Below are 17,899 nucleotides of genomic sequence, written 5' to 3'. Positions count from 1 at the left end.
TAACTTAAGCTCGCCAATGGATATGTTTGAATAAAGGTTTAGCTGTTCTTCTAGGAAAAAGAGAGAAAAGGTCCTGTAGATTATAAGACAGTTCTAGAACTAATAGGAGTTGACTTAGAAAAATATAGGAAGCTTCCAATGGAGGGGTGGAGGATAAATAAACACTAATTTAATTCCAAACCAATAGGCTTGTTCGATTATAATGAGGTTAAAATGGCAATTTCAAAATATTTAGATCCAAAGAACGATATAAATTTTAAGAAGACCTTTTAATTTTTGGAAGAGCAGGTTTAGCCTTTAGGTTTTTAAACATAATAAGGAGGTAAACATGGGAATAGACTCTCAAACTCTTACTGTTATCATAAGCATTCTGGTTCCAACGATTAGTGGATTGTTTTGGATCATTCACAGAATGGATAAACAGTTTGAAAAGGTGGATGCTCGGTTTGAAAAAATAGATGCTCGGTTTGAAAAGATGGAAAACCGTATTAGTAGCATTGAAAACAAACTTACTGCTATTGACATGCGAACAAGCTTTATTGAAAGATTGTTAGAGATGTTCAGATTTCCCCAACTTCCTCAAAAAGAAACAAAAGAAGCAACAGATCCTTAAATATTTAAATAATCCCACCAGTAGTGGGATTGTTTGTAAATTCTAAATCTCTGGAGATTTTAGCTAAAAAATTTTAGAAGCATTGAAAATAACATTAAAACACTTCCTTAACAGTCTTCTTTATTCATTGAATAAGAATATAAAGCTTTTTGTAGTTCGCGCGAAATAGTCATTGTCTGTGCATTCATTCCCTGTTTGGATTTTGTAATCCAGCTAAACAGATCAGGGCCGGAAACAACGCCATCAGGGAGAATACCAAACAAAGACTCATACTCTTCTTTTAATTCTTTAGTTCTTGGGAAGAGGTGAAAATGAGGATTTTCATTTTTTTCACCAAACAATAGACAATAGACCTTTTGCGGCTTGATGACTTTTTGGATGCTTTGAATGGACAAAGCTAGTAACGGTCCCAGTTTAATTAAAGCCTCCATTCCCTGATCGGCTAATGGAATCTGTTGATTAAAGAAGAGTATAAGATACCCTGGAATATCATAAGAAACGGTGTGCTCTATTGTAAAAAAGCAGTCCTTATAGATAATTCTAAAATGATTGTCTATCATCATTGCGTATTCTCTTAAGAAAGTGCGATACAGGAACCCTTGATAGAAATTAACATAGAAAAACACAGCGATCAAGATCTTCTATGTTAAAACTCATCCCCCCACTCAGTTTTTTTAGCAATAGAGTAGAGCTCTTTATCCTTTCGACTGATCGTTTTTTCTACAAGACCTGACTCTGTACATAGCTTTAGTTTTACAAATCCCGATCCTTTGAAAGGATGACGAATCACACGAGAGGAACTAGTGGAGGCAGGTGTACGAGAGAAGATCAGATAGGAGAACTTTTCATCTTCATAGTTTAAAGATCCTTCTTTTAGTTGGCGGTGAAGCGAAGACCTAGGCAATCGCACAGAAAAATGGCACCAGTCGTTTTTGGCTATAGGGCAACTCTTACTATGCGGACAAGGGGCTAGTAAAAAAGCTCCTAAGTCAAGCAGTCTCTCTCTTGCTTTTCGGATAAAATGAAACCCTTTAGGGGTACCGGGTTCGAGCAAAATGAAAATCTGCTCTGTTTTGTCCCATAGAGACTCTACTATCTGCAGTTGATCTTCTTCGCTAATTTCACATAAAGAATAAGAAGCCATAACAAGGTCTTTAGCAGAAGAAGGGATACCCTTTGTGACATCTTGCACAATCCAGGTAACTTCTACATCTGTTGGATGGGTCAATAGCTTTCCTAGTTTAATAAAACCAGGATCTCTCTCTAAAAGGGTTGCTTGTTGTAGAGAAAAAAAAGACTCGGCTGCTAAAAGCACACTTGCCGGTCCTGCACCACAATCCAATAAAGAGCGAATTAAAGAAAGATCAAAACGTTTTTGTAGCTCTTTGAATACAGATGAGATTGCAGCATAGGTAGCCGGAAGGCGAGAACACAAATAAGCTATTCTGAGAGCTTCTGAAGAAAGAGTCTCTGTTTTGTTTTTTTTTTGACGATAGGTAGAACTTAAGCTCTGTGCTTGTTTTACCCAGTTTTTTAGAGAAGTTCCTTGGATTAAAGACTGAATTTTAAATTCTAGCGAGGATAACATTTTAAGGTAATTGCCAATTGATAGGTTCTTTGCCCCATTTTTTTAAAGCTTCATTGATTTGAGAAAAATGACGGCAGCCAAAGAATCCTTGAACGGAATAAGGAGAGGGGTGTGCAGCTGTCAATACAACATGAGAGGTTGTTTTTTCTTCTAAAACAGCGCCTATCTTTTCCTGAGCCGATTTTCCCCAAAGCACAAATACAAGAGGATCTTTTCTCTCTACTAATTTAGCAATTACCGCATCGGTAAAAACCTCCCATCCACGTCCATAATGCGATTTGGGCTCACCAGAGCGCACAGTAAGCGTTGCGTTAAGCAATAACACCCCCTGTTTAGCCCATGAGGATAAACAGCCCTCTTTCGGCAAATGAATGTTTAAATCTTGGTTTTGCTCTTTAAATATATTTTTTAAAGAAGGAGGTTGGGGTATTCCACAAGGAACACTAAAGCTCAAGCCATGCGCTTGTCCTGGGCCATGATAAGGGTCTTGCCCCATGATTACTACTTTTACTCTTTCAAATGGGGTATGTAAAAAGGCGTTGAAGATCAACTCTTCAGGAGGATAGATGATTTTATTCTCAGCTTTTTCCTGTGCTAAAAATTTTTTAAGATCTGCAACATAAGGCTTAGCAAGTTCTTCTTTTAATACTTCATGCCAACTAGCGGCTAATTTCATACTCATAAGGTCACGCCATAATGAAAAAGAATAGATTTTACTCAAAAAAAGAAAAGAAAGCAAATCTTAAGGCAGAGGAATTGTGTAGGAGGGCTTGCAATGTGTTTCTTTAATCTTCAGAAGGGTAAAAAGAGAAATCAGCAAATAAAGAGGAAGAGTGATAAAAACTGTTTGATAAGCGTCTACCGAAAAAACCCTTGCCCCCTCCACTAATCTTCCATCCCAGTGCAAATCGAGAAACTTGCCGGTTAATGGATCAGAAACAGCTCCAAGAAGCGCATCAAAAGCGTTCATAAATCCGATGGCTGTTGCGGCAAGAATCGGTAAATTAACCTCTCGAATCATGGTGAAACAGAGTAAAAAGCTACTGATGGAAAATCCAAAAATAAACAATAAAAAACCAAGCACATATACAGAAAGACCAGATACATAAATAACAGTAGATATCGCAATAAGCGCTAATGCAGTTCCCCATAGCATAACAATGCGCCTACGGCCCAACCAATCAGAAAACCATCCAAAAATAGGGGCTCCAACAGCAAAACCAATAAAAATCAGCGATACCATTTGCGCTGACCTATGATGCGTGAGCTCAAAGGCCTCCATAATAAAAGAAACACCCCATAACCCTCCAAACACCATTACAGGAGCAAAAGCAAAACCGCTGTAAATAGAAAGCCACCAAGATTGAGGGTTTTGAAAAATCTGCTTGATGCTATCAAAAAGAGAAATCCTAGTAGGAACAATATGTTTTTCTCTTTTATGATCAGGAGCTTTATCCCGTACAACAATCCAAAAAACAACAGCTAAAATAAGCCCTGCTATTCCAATCAATTCTATCGCATAACGCCACTCTACCTTTTGAATAAAAACAGCTAAAGGAGCTTGTCCGCCTACAGCTCCTAACATGGCTACTGTCATCATGAGACCTGCCATGAAGGCAAATTGTCTAAAAGGAAACCAGTTTGCAATGAGTTTTAAGCAATTAACAACAGCAAAAGCTGCGCCAATACCGGTTAGGAATCGCCCTATTCCTGCCATAACTAAGGAATCTGCTTTAGCAAAAATAAGACTCCCCGCCGCACATAAAAAAATGGCAATTGTTGTGGTTTTCCTAGGTCCGAATTTATCTAAAAGCAAGCCCGCTGGAATTTGTAGAAGTAGATAGGCATAGAAATAACTAGCAGCTAAGTTCCCCAATTCCACACCACTAATGTCAAAAGCCTTCATTAAAGTCCCCGTCATCACACTTGGAGACACTTCAATAGCATATTTGTAAAACATAAAAATGGCGCTAAGAAGCCAAATGCTCCAAGCACGGATAGGATACGTTAATTTTTCACGGGTCATTTTTATTCATCAGATTTTAAGTTTGCGATTGAGAGTAGCATTTTTCTATCCGAATGGTCCAGTGTTTTTGATTGACAAAAGGAGGATCTAAGACTTAGGATCTATGGCTTTAGTTCAAGAACACGCGGTATTAAAATGAAAGATCTAGCAGAAAACAACCTTGTGCGATTTAAAAATATTTCTAAAAAAAAAGAAGCTATTTACGCAAATTTCAAGGTAGCAGGTGTAAGATCAGGAGTGAATTTTTCTGCTTCTATCTCTGTAGACATATCCGCAGCAGAAGTGCATGCTGGTGATGTTTTAGAAAAAATCATCGAAGAATGCGCTCGAATTGGCGTCAAAGAATTTAAGCGTGCAGAATTTCAATTTGAAGGACTCACTTCTATTTAAATCTTTATCTGGGTGTAGCGCAGCTTGGCTAGCGCACTAGCATGGGGTGCTAGGGGTCGGAGGTTCAAATCCTCTCACCCAGATCTTTCTCTGTTTTTTTTAATAAGAATTATTTTATTGTTTTTTTAATGGTCACCTTTGAGGAAAAAGTCATGGTCTTAAAAAAAATCTTTCAAAATATAGCTATTCTTTTTTCCGTTAGTGTTTTTTCAGTAGAAGCTGAGGCATGTACTCGCGTTCTCTATCAAGGCACTCAAAACATTGTTATTACAGGACGTTCGATGGATTGGATGGAAGACATGCACTCTAATCTTTGGGTATTTCCAAGAGGCATAGAGCGCAATGGTGAAGCCGGCCCTAATTCTATTACATGGTCTGCAAAATACGGTAGTGTGATTGTTTCTGGCTACGAAGTAGGAACTGCTGATGGAATAAATGAAAAAGGACTTGTCGCTAATTTGCTCTATCTTGTGGAATCTGATTACGGCAACCCTAAAAATAAAAAGCCCCTGTTATCCGTTAGTTTATGGGCACAGTTTGTTCTTGATAATTTTGCAACTGTTACCGAAGCTGTAAATCAACTATGCTCAGAACCCTTCCAGGTTCTGGGTTCTACCCTACCCAATGCTAAACCAGCACAACTACACCTGTCTATCTCAGATGCAACAGGGGACTCTGCTATTTTTGAATACATAGGCGGAAAGCTGGTTATTCATCATGGCAAGCAATATCCAGTAATGACAAACTCGCCAAAATTTGATGAGCAGCTTGCTCTAAATAAATACTGGGAAATCATAGGCGGGCAAACCTTTCTTCCTGGAACCAGCCGTGCAGCAGATCGTTTTGCTAGAGCTTCTTTTTTTATTCAAGCAATCCCAAAAGCTACAGATCCCAACTATATTACAGCAGTACCAAAGGGAACCTATACCAACCAGGCTATAGCTAGTGTTACGAGTGTTATCCGCAGTGTAAGCGTGCCTTTGGGAATTACCACACCAGGCCAGCCAAACATTGCATCAACTCTTTGGCGCAGCATTGCAGATCACAAAAACAGAGTGTATTATTTTGATTCAGCTACAAGCCCCAATACCTTTTGGGTCTCCTTATTGGACTTTGATTTGACAGAGGGAAGTCCCATAAAAAAACTAATCCTAACCGATGGCAAAGTGTATTCAGGAAAGGCAAACGATCAATTTGAAGTCTCTGAGCCCTTTCACTTTCTTCCAGCTGGTGTAAACTAAAACCTACTTCAGTACATTAGACAAAGCTCAGGAAACCAGAAAATATCCTAAGACTCTTTTCCACTGGAAATGACCATAGTTTTTGAAAATTAATTCTAATCCAAGTTCTAAAAAAATGCATTGGATAGCTCTTAGCGCAAGTAGTGAACCTAAACTTGAAAATACCTCTAGCAAGCAAAACCTATCCTTAGTTCTTTTTAAAATGAAAAACCTCGATAAAGAATAAAAGAACACTTGTATAGAATCAAGAATTTTTAGGTCCTTGTAGATTTGCCCCCAATACTTGTCTAAAAGCTCAGTTAACGCGAAAAAAATATTGAAATTAATATAAAAAAATTTAAAACTCTTGTGTTCTTAAATTTTTTTTTAATCATATAGAGGGCATATGATCATCAAATCAATCGATAACAAAGTTCAAGCCCAAAATCACGTTTCTGTGGAACCTCATTGTGTAGATTCGAAAAGAAACATGGATATAACAAAAAAAGTACGTTCTATTCAAAATCAGACTGAAGCCAAATTAGCTCAAGTAAACTTACAAGAGGCTGCTGAAAGATTGGCTTCTCCACATCGGTTAAGTATTATGTTTGATCCAAACATGGAATGGTCTGTGTCTGCTATAGCTAGAGTTATTGTATTTCTTATTAGTGGTAGAAGCACTAGCTCAAGAATAAATATGCTGCCATTAAAGAAAGAACAGGATCTTAAAGAACTTTCTGTAGAAGAATTATTGGCACTCAGGGAAAAAATAATTTAAATACATTCGTTCTTTTAAACTTGATTTATAAAATTCAAAAAAAAACCGGCTCCTTATTAAAGAGATTTCACTTTTTCTAATGTAAAATATAGAAACTGTGAGCATAAAGTAATAAAAATTATTTTTTACTTGAGAGTATTTAAACTTATTAATTTTGGAATGAATTTAAGCATGGAATATTTATTCGAGTTTATAATTGGAATCGGTTTATTCGGTTTATTTATAGCAACATTTTTAAAAGAATTTGTAGTGTCAGAATCCTTTTTACAGAAATTTCCATTCATAAGTTGCTTGTTACCTTCATGGAGCTTTTTTGCTCCCACTCCTTATAACTCGGATTATTTCTTGTTTTATCGTTTTATTTATGAAGATAATCGTGTTGGAAAGTGGCAACAAGCTAATGAAATCTTAGAAAATCGGCCCTATTATTCTTTTTTATGGAATCCAAGAAATAGATTTTTAAAGGGACTTGTAGATGTTATACTTGATCTAGTAAAATGTATACATGCAGTGAAAGATAAAAATCAGATCTGCATGTCCATTCCTTATTTACACCTCTTAAATTTTATTCATTCTTTTTCTAGAGAACCATTGGCTGCAAAAGTGCAATTTATGGTTATGAGCCAAGTTAAATTAGATGAGGGCAAATTAGTTTTCTTATCAGAAACACACCCAGTGAAAAAAACATGCAAATATTATTTGAATTAATCAGTATAAAAAAAGCTTATGTGTATTCCTTAGGCATTTTATCTTTGGGTCTTATTATTTCTTCACTAGAAGACATCATTGGTTGGCATGTATTTAAATCTTCCGGAATTTTAAGCTGGCAAGTTTCACGTCTAACCCAACGGTGGACTGTAAAAGGCTTAACTGCTAAATGCTTAAATTTTTTCTTAAAAGATCGATCTTTTAAATTTTGTATATATTTAAGATTAATTACATCTATTTCTTTATTCATTCTTTGTTGTTTTAATATTATATCCACATTTATTTTGTTTTTATCGTTTTTCTTATTACTGCTCTATATTTTGAGAAATCCATATGGACTAGATGGCTCTTATCAAATGAGTTTAATCATTTTATTTTCTTTATCTATAGGGAGCCTATTTGGAATTTATTCAAAAGTTTCCATTTTTTGCATGTGGTTTATCTCCGGACAATTGCTCTTATCTTATTTTATTGCTGGTATTAGAAAGTTCTTATCTCCGACATGGAGGAGCGGTAATGCAGTACAGCTTATTTTTAGTACCTCTGTATATGGTCATCCTTTTATTTATAGACTGAGTAAAACTAACCGACTTTCATCTCTTCTTAGTTGGGGAGTGATTCTTTTTGAAATGTCTTTCTTTATGATTTTATTTGTTAATCCAAAACTTCTTCCTCTTTTTTTTCTTGCGGGTTTTTTATTTCATTTAGCTAATGCATTTTTTATGGGATTAAATAATTTTTTGTTTGCATTTTTTGCAACATATCCAATTCTTTTCTATTGTATTCAATCGCAGCAGTCTGCCGATCTTTTTTTGATCATTCTTTTTTATGTTCTTATTCCTCTCTTTTTTATAACTAGGCTATGGACACCTCGCGCAAAGAATATAAAAATATGGCTAGTTCAGATTATAGCTAGTGGAATTTATACTTTTAACCTATTTTTAATAGGTTTCTGGCCTTTTTTGGGATTTGGATATTTTGCTCGTTATGTTTTATTGGGAGCTTTTTTTATTTCAGCCATTAAGTCATTCTTTTCTATGCGAGAAAAAGATCCAAAAGAAGAAACTAATCCAAATCAGAAAACAAATAGAATAATGCGTGGCGTAATGGGCCTTGCTTGTTTTGGATTGATATCTATTATGTCCTGGGAAATCATAGTTGCTCTTAAAGGGAGACTAAGCCCAGGAAAATCAATAGAGCTAGATTTTCCTCTTAAAAATGGAAGTTATTATATCCTTCATGGAGGAAATGATTCGACAATTAATGCTCATTATTTTGTCTCTGCACAAAAATATGCATTGGACATTGTACAATTAAGTAAAATTGGCTTAAGAACAAAAAGTCTATTTGCAACAGAACTAAGTGATTATAATATTTTTGAAACAGATGTATACAGCCCTTGCTCTGGTACTATTCTCAAGGTTGTCAACTCTATGAAAGATCAGCCACCATCTGAGACAGACCCAACCAATCCAGCGGGGAATTATATTGTAATTAAAAAGGACAATACAGATAGAGCAATTATTTTAGCGCACTTATTAAATGGCAGTGTAAAGTTGCAAGAGGGAGATACTGTTCAAAAAGGTCAGCTGATTGGGAAGGTAGGGAACACAGGAAATACCTCCGAACCTCATCTACACATTCATTGTATATTATTAGATGAGACAGAAGATTTTTTATTCAATGCTCAAGCGGTTCCTTTAACCTTTAAAAATAAATTTTTAGTTAGAAATAGCGTTTTCATCTCAAGAGATTAATTTCTTACTTTATAAGCTATCGAAAGATTTTTGTTTTTTGAATAGGGATTATTGCATTAAGGTTATAATGAACAACTTGATAGTTTTTACCATCGGTGGCAGTTAGCAGGAAATTCGGGCTAACTGAATCTAATTCATTAAAAAACATCTGTATAAAAATCAAATCAGTAACTCTAGTAAAAAACACAAAATTTCTTAATGCATTAATTTCTTTTCAAGATACACAAGGTCTCAACATGGTTACTTCCCGGAAAAAACAGATATCCAAAAGCCTTTTCTATGCTCCAACCACTTTTTAGCAATCTACCACAATCGCGTATAAACGAGCTTGTAGAGCAGCTTAAGTAAATAAGCTGCTCGGCTTGGGATTGATCAATTGCATCGAGCACAAAGGTTTCTAAGCCCTTTCTTGGTGGATCAACAACAATCACCTCAGGTGTTTTAAGCAGTCTTAAGCTTTTCTCCATGGATGCTGGATGGAAAAACACTTTGTTTTTTATCTCCTGAGGAAGGAGGGAACAAGTTTGATCAAAACACTGTTTAGCAAACGGATTTATTTCAATACAGTGAACCTCTTTGCTAAAGGCTGCGAGGTTTAGTCCAATAACCCCCATTCCAGAATAACACTCACAAACTTTTTTTGATCGAAGGGCCTCTTGACAAATGATGGATAAAGCGTGTTCAAATAAGCTTAAATGCGCTTGCACAAAGCAAGCGGGGTGAATCGAGCAAAGTATATTGCCAAATTTTTCTTGAAGGTACCTCTCACCTGTACACAATAACCAATTGTCACCAAAAATACGGTTGGTCTTTTCTGTATTAAAATTCAACCAAATCGAATGAAATCCTCCTAAAGAATAGAGGTGATGAATCCACGCATGAAGTTTGTTTGTCGGTTGTGAAACATTTACAACAATAGACAGCTGAACCGTCTGACTTTTTTTTTCCACCAAGAACTGCAGATAACGTATAAGACCTTTTTCTTCATCATAGGGTGTAATTTGGAAGTCTATCATGGTTTGTTTTATCTGTTGATAACTCTTGAGAATTACTTTGTGGTGCAAGGGGCAGTTAGGAATGGAAACTACATTGTGAGTTCCTCGTTGAAACAAACCAATACGAGGAGAATTAGAATTTCCTCTTACTGCAAGCTTAGCGCGAAAGCGCCAGCCCTGTGGTTCTTGATAGATGAAAGGAATTTCCAGATTAGGAGCTTCTTTGGCAAAAAAATCTTGTAAAGAAGAAAAAACAGGAGGGGTAAGCTCTTGTCCCTGAAAATCACAACCTGAACAAACAGGAAAATAATCGCAATGAAGCGGTGTTGAAAGTGTGTTCATAACTATGTCCATAACCCTGTTAACAAACTGTTGATTGTTCAAAACCGCCACTTTATCATCAAGCTATCTTCAATTCATGAACAATTTATTTCCTCTATTAAAAACACCCACTTATGAACACTTTCACACACCCATAAGAAGAAGACATATATATATATAAGAGTAGTTAATAGGAATTTAGACCTTAAAGTTGCTCAGAAAAATACCTAGCTAATTAACGCAATTAAATACTATAAATGTTTTTTTAACCCAATGGGTCTATGTTAACTTTAAGCCAATTCGAAATCATTCGTCCTGTTTACGAAAGCTCTCAAGAAGAAACATTACATTGGCTCATTCAAGCCCATACGCAATCAGAAGCTTACATGCAAGGAAAAAAAGCAGAACAGCTTCAGCCTTTTACTCTGAATCTCAAACAAAAACTGGATCACGTTGCCTGTAAACCGAATCGAATTTCAAAAAGAGGGCATGTTTTAAGCGATTTTCTACATACAGAGTGGGAAAAGATGAAGGTTTATCGTTTGGAAGAATCTTCCTTTGGGGTTGACTTAACAACCCGCTCTAAAATTTTTTCGGATCAAGTGGAAGCTGCATTTGAACAGTTTTATCCTAAATCTGCTATTTCTCCAGATCACTTAATTCATGTAACCTGCACTGGATACGTCTCTCCTAGCGGTGGGCAAAAAATGGTTTCTCAAAGAGGCTGGGGAGAGAAAACCGTTGTTTCGCATGTCTATCACATGGGGTGTTCTGCGTCTATTCCCGCTTTAAGATTAGCACAAGGATCTTTGCAAACAGAAAGTTGTATTGATATCGTTCATACAGAGATTTGCTCTTTGCATACGAACCCTTCTTTGCATGAATTAAACCAATTGGTTTCTCAATCGTTATTTGCAGATGGGTTTATAAAATATCGAGCCCAAGCCCATTGTTCTTCAGAGCATTTTCAACTCTATATCCTTCACGAAGAACTGGTTTCTAATTCTTTTAACGCTATGCATTGGAAAATGGAAAATTGGGGATTTGCTCTTTCTTTATCTCAAGAAATACCCGCTTTAATTGCTCAATCTATTTATCCCTACTTAGTTCGTATGAGTCAAAAATCGGGGTTTACTATCGAATACATCTTGCAAAATGCAATTTTTGCTATCCATCCAGGAGGGCCTAAAATTGTTCAATCTATTCAAGCGGTGTTAGGTTTAAGTTTTGCTCAAGTAGCTCACAGTAAACTCATCTTGCAACAATTTGGCAACATGTCTTCAGCTACGCTGCCACATGTCTGGAAAGAAATTTTAGAAGATCCAAAAGTTGTATCTGGATCTCTTATTATAAGCTTGGCTTTTGGCCCGGGTCTTACGATTTGTGGGTCTATAATGGAAAAGAGGTTACCATGTGGTTAGTAGCTGTTATTCCTTTTGTTTTGCAAGCGGTCGCTATGGTTTTTGATGAAGGATATTTTCATATAAAAAGAAAGTTGCCTCGTTGGGAGAGAATTGGACATCCGATTGATACGCTAAGCGTTTTGATTTGTTTTTCCTTTGCCCTTTTTGTTCCTTTTTCTTCTTCAACCTTAAAAATTTATTTGCTTCTTGCTGCTATCTCTTGTGTTTTGGTAACTAAAGATGAATTTGTGCACAAGCACCATTGTTGTGCAAGGGAAAATTGGTTGCATGCACTGTTGTTTACTCTTCACCCGATTACTCTGGGGCTAGCTGGATTTATTTGGCCGATCAGCCAGGAAAAACCCGTTGCCAGCTGGATGAGGCAGTGGTTAAGCGAACCACAAATTCTGCACAAATTTTTACTGTTTCAAGTAACAGTACTTACCCTTTTCTTGATCTATCAAGTGGTCTTTTGGAACCTAGTTTGGAAAGAAAAATGCGTAGAAAAAGAATAATTAACAACTCTTTTTACAATGAATTGCAAGAGCGTTGGTATCTAGAAAATGATCATCCCGTTGCCCTGCTAAGAGCAGAAAATGCACTTCGAAAAGATTGGGTGGCTGCTCAAATAGCTCCTGCTCAGTCTATTTTAGACATTGGTTGCGGTGCGGGCTTTCTTGCAAATTTTCTTGCTGAAAAAGGACATGCAGTAACAGGAATAGATCTTTCGGAAACAAGTTTAGAAGTAGCGCGCTTATACGATCAAACTCACTCAGTGGAATATATTAAAGCCAGTGCCTATCATCTTCCTTTTGAAAAAACAAAGTTTGATGTTGTATGCGCAACAGATGTTTTGGAGCATCTAGAATATCCAGAGCGACTGATTCAAGAAGCTTCTCGAGTGCTTCGCCCTGGAGGGCGTTTCTTTTTTCATACATTTAATCGCACTTTTGCTAGTTATGTTATTGTGATTAAAGGAGTAGATTGGTTTGTTCGAAATGCTCCAAAAAATATGCATGTTTATTCCTTGTTTATTAAACCAAAGGAACTGCAGAAAATGTGTCATTCAAACGGTTTTGATATAGAAAATTTGAAAGGATTTCGTCCTAAAATTTTGACTAAAAGCTTTTTTCGTCTTTTATTAACTAAAAAAATTTCTACTGATTTTTCCTTCTGTTTTTCTTCTTCTCTTAAAACAGGCTATTGTGGAGTTGCACAAAAAGTCCGCTCTCATGCTTGTTATGAAAAAATTTAATAAGGAGATAGAAAAAAATGTCTCTGCACATTAACTCCAATATCCTTTAGAATGAAAGATTCAAAGTCTTAAGGATAGCATGGAAAGTCTTTCATTATTTTGTCTAGATACCTGTAAGCACAAGGATTTATTTAGCGGCCTGGAATATCCCTGGGAGGCTTTAGAGAGACTTCATGCCTACCTCTTAGAGCAAAGATTGGGAAAGATTGAGATAGATATCGCTTCTGGTGTATTTCTTATAGATCCTGATAAGATCTCTATTGGTCTAGGAACAGTTATTGAACCAGGCGCCTACATTCAGGGACCTTGTATAATTGGCCGAGATTGTCAGATCCGTCAGGGGGCTTATATTCGAGGAAATGTGTTACTTGCAGATCAATGTGTAATTGGTCATGCCACTGAAATAAAGCACTCCATTCTTTTTAATAAAGCAGCGGCTCCTCATTTTAATTATGTAGGAGATTCTATTTTAGGTAATAATGTCAATCTTGGTGCAGGAGTAAAATGCGCAAATTATCGACTGGATCATCAATGTATTTCTGTTCATTGGGAGCAGAAAAAAATAAAAACTCGACTGAAAAAGCTAGGCGCGTGCATAGGAGATAATTCCCAAATTGGATGCAACACTGTAATCAATCCTGGTACCTGTATCGGCAAAGCTGTGATTTGTTACCCAAATATGACCCTGCAGAGGTATGTTCCCCCAAATAGCCTTGTAAAATCCTCTTCACATATGATGGTAGAATCTCTATGACAACCTTAACAAAACAACCTTCTTTTTCCTCGCATTTAGAAAAAGTGGATCAAAAAATCACCCAAAGCCTTCTTGAGTTTGGAGAAAAAACTAAATTGCGCGATGCCTGCGAGTACGCTTTAATGAGCGGTGGCAAGCGTTTTCGTCCTTTAATCGTTATCTTGGTTGCAGAAGCGTTAAGCAATCAACTAGATGTTTTAGATGCGGCCCTAGCCGTAGAGTTTTTTCATACAGCTTCTTTAATCGTCGACGACCTTCCCTGTATGGATGATGATGACCAAAGGCGTGATAAGCCCTCTACCCACAAGATCTATGGAGAATCAACAGCTCTTTTGGCCAGCTATTCTTTGATGACAGCTGGGTTTGGTAAGATTCATCAGAATGCGAAAAACCTTAAAGAATCTTCCTCTCCTTTTTCTGTGTCTAGTGATGTTATTTGTACATTAGCCCTTTCCACGGCGACCCAATGCTCTGGAATTTTAGGAGCTACAGGGGGTCAATTTTTTGATCTTTTTCCCCCAGACCATTCCTTAGAAACCGCACAAAGAGTTATCTCTCAAAAAACAGGAACCCTTTTTGAAATCGCTTTTACTTTCGGCTGGCTTTTTGGAGGAGGGGATATAAAGCAACTTGAGTTAGTTAAAAAACTAGCCCATCACTTTGGTTTTGCTTTTCAGATTGCAGATGATCTTCATGATATCAAACAAGATGAGCAAGAAAATCTTAAACTCAGCATAGCCCATCTGCTAGGTCCTGAAAAAGCACTGGAGTATTTTCAAAATGAATTATCTAGCTGCTGTAAATGTTTAAAGAAACTAGATCTTTTTACCCCGTCTTTTGAAAATATTATCGATATGCTTTCTCATTATACAAAATTTGAAAAATAATTTTTTATTAATATTGTTTTTTTTGTTAATTCATAGAAAATACTTACTATTGATTGTTATAATTTTAATGAATACAGTTATTAACTATTCATTAAAAAAAGGCTTAAACTATGACTATTGGTTATTCGCGTTTGGAAAACGATCTTTCTGCTTCCTTACAAAGAGAGGGAAAATTTGAAGCCATAAAAGATTGGTCATTTGGTTTGCAGTGTAATGGAAGTAAATATGATGGCGTGAGTATTCCAGCAAGAAAATGCGCTATAACCATAGCTGGTTTAAATGAGGGGATCTTTTTTTCTTTTAATGTAACTTACATTAAACAAGCACAAAAAGCGTGTGAACTCTTTTCAAAAACTGTGAAAAAGTACGCCGAAAATTCAAGCTCCATAAAACTTTGGAAAATATTACCATATAAAGAATTGTTTGCAGAACCTTTGGGATCAATAGATGTTTGGATAGCTAATACTTTCCCAAATGCAACGGTGGAAAGTAAAAAATTACAAAAAGGCGATTGCTTCCTCATTGAGAGAGAAAATGGTAGTGGAATGCAAAAATACAATCCAGAATCTCTTTGTAAGAAGACAGCTAGAAGCATAAGTAAGTGTTGCTCTGTGCTTTCTTGCAAAGAAGCTGCGTTTAAAGAACCTCAATGTTGAATTTACCTCTTGTTTTTCAATTGCTTCTCTATACGAGAAGCAAACTCAATTTGATGTGTAGTTGGCATGGGTTAGCCCGTGCGTTTTTTCATTTCTTCAAAAGAGAGGCTTCCTTTGTCTTTGATTTCTCTTAAAGCCAATTGTGCTTCATGTATGTCATGGGCATCTTCCAGAGCTTTTAAAACCTCCATAGATACCATGGCTATGCTCTTTTTGTGACTTGTAAGCATGATTCTTTCTTTTTGGTAATTAACCTCACCAAAAACATCCCCTAGGATCTTTCTAGCCTTTGTTACCGAAATGCTTCTGTGTTTTATGCTAGAAGAGGTTTTTTTTCTCTTTGCAATAACTCACCTTTCTCTATAGGAAACCATACTGTTTTATAAGGGATAACAACAGGTTGTTATAATTTTTTAGCGCGTGTACTATAATATAAAAAAACCACCGGTTATTGCCGGTGGTTTATTTTTGTTAGACCAATACTTCTTCTTTCTCTTCTTTTACAAGAGGAATGATCGGGTCTTTTGCTTCTTTGACTTTAGCTAGGATTAGTCTTTCTATTGCTTCTACTAGGTGAGGGTTTTTTTTCAATTCTTCTCTAGCCGATTCTCTTCCTTGTCCTAAGCGGTGGTTTTGAAAACTAAACCAGGTACCCTTTTTCTCAACAATACTTAGATCAACGCCTAAGTCGATTAAAGTGCCGATACGGGAAATCCCTTCATTAAATAAAATATCAAACTCCGCTACCTGAAAAGGAGGAGATACTTTGTTTTTAACAACTTTTACTTTAACACGGTTGCCAATCTCTGTGTTATCTGGGCCTTTAATACTGCCACAACGGCGAATGTCTAACCGGATAGAGGCGTAAAACTTTAAAGCTTTTCCACCTGTTGTGGTCTCTGGATTACCAAACATAATTCCAATTTTTTCACGTATTTGGTTAATGAAAATAGCGCAAGTATTGCTTTTGGAAAGAGTTGCTGTTAGCTTTCTAAGAGCTTGAGACATCATTCTTGCCTGTAATCCCATAAAAGAATCGCCGATTTCTCCTGCAAGCTCGCTTTTAGGAACCAAAGCTGCAACAGAGTCGATAACTATGACGTCTATCGCGTTAGAGCGTGCGAGCATCTCTGCAATATTTAGCGCATCTTCTCCTGAGTCAGGTTGAGAGATCAACAATTCATCGAGTTTAACGCCGATTTTAGCAGCGTAAGTCGGATCTAATGCGTGTTCTGCATCTATATAGGCAGCACGGCCTCCGCTCTTTTGTGCGTTGGCTACAATATGGGTAGCAAGTGTGGATTTCCCAGAGGATTCATGGCCGAATATCTCTACAATTCTTCCACGAGGCACACCCCCAATGCCCAATGCAAGATCAAGGGTTATTGCTCCTGTTTTAATCACTCCCATCTCTCCTTTTAAAGAAGAGTGCTTACCTAGGGTCATAATGGACCCTTCGCCAAATTGTTTTTCAATTTGTGTCATTGTTAGTTCTAGAGCTTTGTTTTTTCCTGCATCATTTTGTTGAGACATAAAGTTCCTTTTGTTATCTGATCTGAAGATTGAATCTGATTTGTCTTTGCGTCAAGGATAATCGATTTTGCAAATGGTGTCTAATTCCAGAATTAATTATAAAAAAATAAAGGATAAATTATGTTGTTAGCGGGTGACATAGGAGGGACAAAGGTTAGTTTAGCTCTTTTTGAAGAAGATAAGTTACAGTGTGTAGAAGAAAAAACTTTTCATAGTCGTGATTTTTCCGATTTTTCTTCTTTACTACATCATTTCCTCTCATCATTTCCTGATGTTTCTATTTCTCGGGCTGGATTTGGAATAGCCGGACCTGTACAGGATGGAGTTTGTCGGACAACAAATCTACCCTGGACTCTTTCTGCAGGAGAGTTGCAGCATCAATGTAAAATCCCTCATGTGTTTTTACTCAATGATCTAGAAGCTAGTGGATGGGGATTACAGTTTCTTTCCTCTAGCAAATATGTAACATTAAACGAGGGAAAAAGAATAAATGACAATCAGGTGTTGATTTCTGCCGGCACGGGTTTAGGAGAGGCGGGTCTATTTTGGGATGCAAAAATACATCAACCTATTGCAACAGAAGGTGGTCATACCGACTTTGCACCTTGCAATGAAGAGCAGGTAGAACTTTTTTCTTATTTATATAAACAATATAAACACGTCTCTTATGAAAGAGTCTTATCGGGATTTGGCCTTTATCAAATATATCGATTTCTAGTAGATACTCAAAAGGAAGAAAGAGATCCAGAAATTGAGGCGAATTCCACCAAATTAGAACCCCAAAGACTTGTAATAGAAAAAGCGCTAGAAACCCCAGTGTTGAGTTTAATTAACTAAGAATAGGAAAGATAAGACAAAAAAACAGTGTAAAAAGACCTCTTAATGTTGTACAAGTTTCGTTTCTGAAAAAACAACAACAAAAGAGGTCAAAAATGGAAAAGCTTGTTGAATTGTACTGTTCTGTGGATGATTTTTGGAAGGATTTCAACAAGCAATGGGAGCAACATTTAATTAC

General features: G+C 36.6%; 20 protein-coding genes and 1 tRNA gene. 14 read left to right on the top strand and 7 right to left on the bottom strand.

Annotation, left to right across the window (positions count from 1 at the left end; all coding sequences use genetic code 11):
* The first annotated feature begins 328 nt into the window (after positions 1 to 328).
* Positions 329 to 613, top strand: coding sequence for a hypothetical protein (locus RHTP_RS00105; RefSeq protein ID WP_138106015.1), 285 nt, complete (start codon positions 329 to 331; stop codon positions 611 to 613).
* A 107-nt stretch (positions 614 to 720) separates the two neighbouring features.
* Here RHTP_RS00105 and RHTP_RS00100 read toward each other — a convergent pair whose 3' ends face one another.
* From RHTP_RS00100 to RHTP_RS00085, 4 genes are all read right to left on the bottom strand, one after another.
* A complete protein-coding gene (locus RHTP_RS00100) occupies positions 721 to 1,176 on the bottom strand; it encodes a hypothetical protein (protein WP_138106014.1) in 456 nt (151 codons plus the stop codon).
* 83 nt (positions 1,177 to 1,259) lie between these two features.
* Positions 1,260 to 2,201, bottom strand: a complete 942-nt coding sequence (locus RHTP_RS00095) for a small ribosomal subunit Rsm22 family protein (RefSeq protein ID WP_138106013.1) — start codon at positions 2,199 to 2,201, stop codon at positions 1,260 to 1,262.
* Position 2,202: 1 nt separating this feature from the next.
* Positions 2,203 to 2,883, bottom strand: a complete 681-nt coding sequence (ung, locus tag RHTP_RS00090; RefSeq protein WP_138106012.1) for a uracil-DNA glycosylase — start codon at positions 2,881 to 2,883, stop codon at positions 2,203 to 2,205.
* Positions 2,884 to 2,943: 60 nt separating this feature from the next.
* Positions 2,944 to 4,227, bottom strand: coding sequence for an MFS transporter (locus RHTP_RS00085; protein WP_138106011.1), 1,284 nt, complete (start codon positions 4,225 to 4,227; stop codon positions 2,944 to 2,946).
* 135 nt (positions 4,228 to 4,362) lie between these two features.
* Between RHTP_RS00085 and RHTP_RS00080 the strand changes: the two genes are divergently transcribed.
* From RHTP_RS00080 to RHTP_RS00055, 6 genes are all read left to right on the top strand, one after another.
* The gene (locus tag RHTP_RS00080; protein ID WP_138106010.1) at positions 4,363 to 4,617 is read left to right on the top strand and encodes a hypothetical protein; all 255 of its coding nucleotides are present in this window, start codon (positions 4,363 to 4,365) and stop codon (positions 4,615 to 4,617) included.
* A gap of 8 nt (positions 4,618 to 4,625) precedes the next feature.
* Positions 4,626 to 4,700, top strand: a tRNA-Pro gene (locus RHTP_RS00075).
* Between the two features lie 69 nt (positions 4,701 to 4,769).
* The gene (locus RHTP_RS00070) at positions 4,770 to 5,858 is read left to right on the top strand and encodes a linear amide C-N hydrolase (RefSeq protein WP_138106009.1); all 1,089 of its coding nucleotides are present in this window, start codon (positions 4,770 to 4,772) and stop codon (positions 5,856 to 5,858) included.
* A 385-nt stretch (positions 5,859 to 6,243) separates the two neighbouring features.
* The gene (locus RHTP_RS00065) at positions 6,244 to 6,615 is read left to right on the top strand and encodes a hypothetical protein (RefSeq protein WP_138106008.1); all 372 of its coding nucleotides are present in this window, start codon (positions 6,244 to 6,246) and stop codon (positions 6,613 to 6,615) included.
* Positions 6,616 to 6,786: 171 nt separating this feature from the next.
* Positions 6,787 to 7,323: a hypothetical protein gene (locus RHTP_RS00060; RefSeq protein ID WP_138106007.1), complete on the top strand. Its 537-nt coding sequence runs from the start codon at positions 6,787 to 6,789 to the stop codon at positions 7,321 to 7,323.
* Entirely contained in the window at positions 7,302 to 9,080 is a 1,779-nt protein-coding gene (locus RHTP_RS00055; RefSeq protein WP_138106006.1) for a peptidoglycan DD-metalloendopeptidase family protein, read from the top strand. The genes RHTP_RS00060 and RHTP_RS00055 overlap by 22 nt, the downstream gene beginning before the upstream one ends.
* 203 nt (positions 9,081 to 9,283) lie before the next feature.
* Here the strand turns inward: RHTP_RS00055 and RHTP_RS00050 are convergent, their stop codons facing one another.
* On the bottom strand, positions 9,284 to 10,417 hold the full coding sequence (locus tag RHTP_RS00050) for a class I SAM-dependent RNA methyltransferase (RefSeq protein ID WP_171005673.1): 1,134 nt from the start codon (positions 10,415 to 10,417) through the stop codon (positions 9,284 to 9,286).
* Between the two features lie 260 nt (positions 10,418 to 10,677).
* Between RHTP_RS00050 and RHTP_RS00045 the strand changes: the two genes are divergently transcribed.
* From RHTP_RS00045 to RHTP_RS00020, 6 genes are all read left to right on the top strand, one after another.
* Positions 10,678 to 11,817 carry a 3-oxoacyl-[acyl-carrier-protein] synthase III C-terminal domain-containing protein gene (locus RHTP_RS00045; protein ID WP_138106004.1) on the top strand — a complete coding sequence of 380 codons (1,140 nt, stop codon included), beginning with the start codon at positions 10,678 to 10,680 and terminating at the stop codon, positions 11,815 to 11,817.
* The gene (locus RHTP_RS00040) at positions 11,808 to 12,314 is read left to right on the top strand and encodes a hypothetical protein (RefSeq protein ID WP_138106003.1); all 507 of its coding nucleotides are present in this window, start codon (positions 11,808 to 11,810) and stop codon (positions 12,312 to 12,314) included. The genes RHTP_RS00045 and RHTP_RS00040 overlap by 10 nt, the downstream gene beginning before the upstream one ends.
* Positions 12,296 to 13,054: a bifunctional 2-polyprenyl-6-hydroxyphenol methylase/3-demethylubiquinol 3-O-methyltransferase UbiG gene (gene ubiG, locus RHTP_RS00035; RefSeq protein WP_138106002.1), complete on the top strand. Its 759-nt coding sequence runs from the start codon at positions 12,296 to 12,298 to the stop codon at positions 13,052 to 13,054. Before RHTP_RS00040 ends, ubiG begins: the two co-directional genes overlap by 19 nt.
* Before the next feature lie 79 nt (positions 13,055 to 13,133).
* Positions 13,134 to 13,808, top strand: coding sequence for an acyltransferase (locus tag RHTP_RS00030; RefSeq protein WP_138106001.1), 675 nt, complete (start codon positions 13,134 to 13,136; stop codon positions 13,806 to 13,808).
* The gene (locus tag RHTP_RS00025) at positions 13,805 to 14,695 is read left to right on the top strand and encodes a polyprenyl synthetase family protein (protein ID WP_138106000.1); all 891 of its coding nucleotides are present in this window, start codon (positions 13,805 to 13,807) and stop codon (positions 14,693 to 14,695) included. The genes RHTP_RS00030 and RHTP_RS00025 overlap by 4 nt, the downstream gene beginning before the upstream one ends.
* Before the next feature lie 110 nt (positions 14,696 to 14,805).
* Positions 14,806 to 15,351 carry a hypothetical protein gene (locus RHTP_RS00020; RefSeq protein ID WP_138105999.1) on the top strand — a complete coding sequence of 182 codons (546 nt, stop codon included), beginning with the start codon at positions 14,806 to 14,808 and terminating at the stop codon, positions 15,349 to 15,351.
* Between the two features lie 71 nt (positions 15,352 to 15,422).
* Here RHTP_RS00020 and RHTP_RS08925 read toward each other — a convergent pair whose 3' ends face one another.
* Both RHTP_RS08925 and recA read right to left on the bottom strand, forming a co-directional pair.
* The gene (locus RHTP_RS08925) at positions 15,423 to 15,581 is read right to left on the bottom strand and encodes a hypothetical protein (RefSeq protein WP_244609496.1); all 159 of its coding nucleotides are present in this window, start codon (positions 15,579 to 15,581) and stop codon (positions 15,423 to 15,425) included.
* A 241-nt stretch (positions 15,582 to 15,822) separates the two neighbouring features.
* On the bottom strand, positions 15,823 to 16,884 hold the full coding sequence (gene recA, locus RHTP_RS00010) for a recombinase RecA (protein WP_138105997.1): 1,062 nt from the start codon (positions 16,882 to 16,884) through the stop codon (positions 15,823 to 15,825).
* Positions 16,885 to 17,004: 120 nt separating this feature from the next.
* Here recA and RHTP_RS00005 point away from each other — a divergent pair, with 120 nt between their 5' ends.
* The gene (locus tag RHTP_RS00005) at positions 17,005 to 17,721 is read left to right on the top strand and encodes a glucokinase (RefSeq protein ID WP_138105996.1); all 717 of its coding nucleotides are present in this window, start codon (positions 17,005 to 17,007) and stop codon (positions 17,719 to 17,721) included.
* Positions 17,722 to 17,899: the final 178 nt, after the last annotated feature.

The sequence above is a fragment of the Candidatus Rhabdochlamydia sp. T3358 genome, from assembly GCF_901000775.1.
Classification (GTDB): domain Bacteria; phylum Chlamydiota; class Chlamydiia; order Chlamydiales; family Rhabdochlamydiaceae; genus Rhabdochlamydia.
This window is presented reverse-complemented; position numbering and strand designations above follow the sequence as displayed.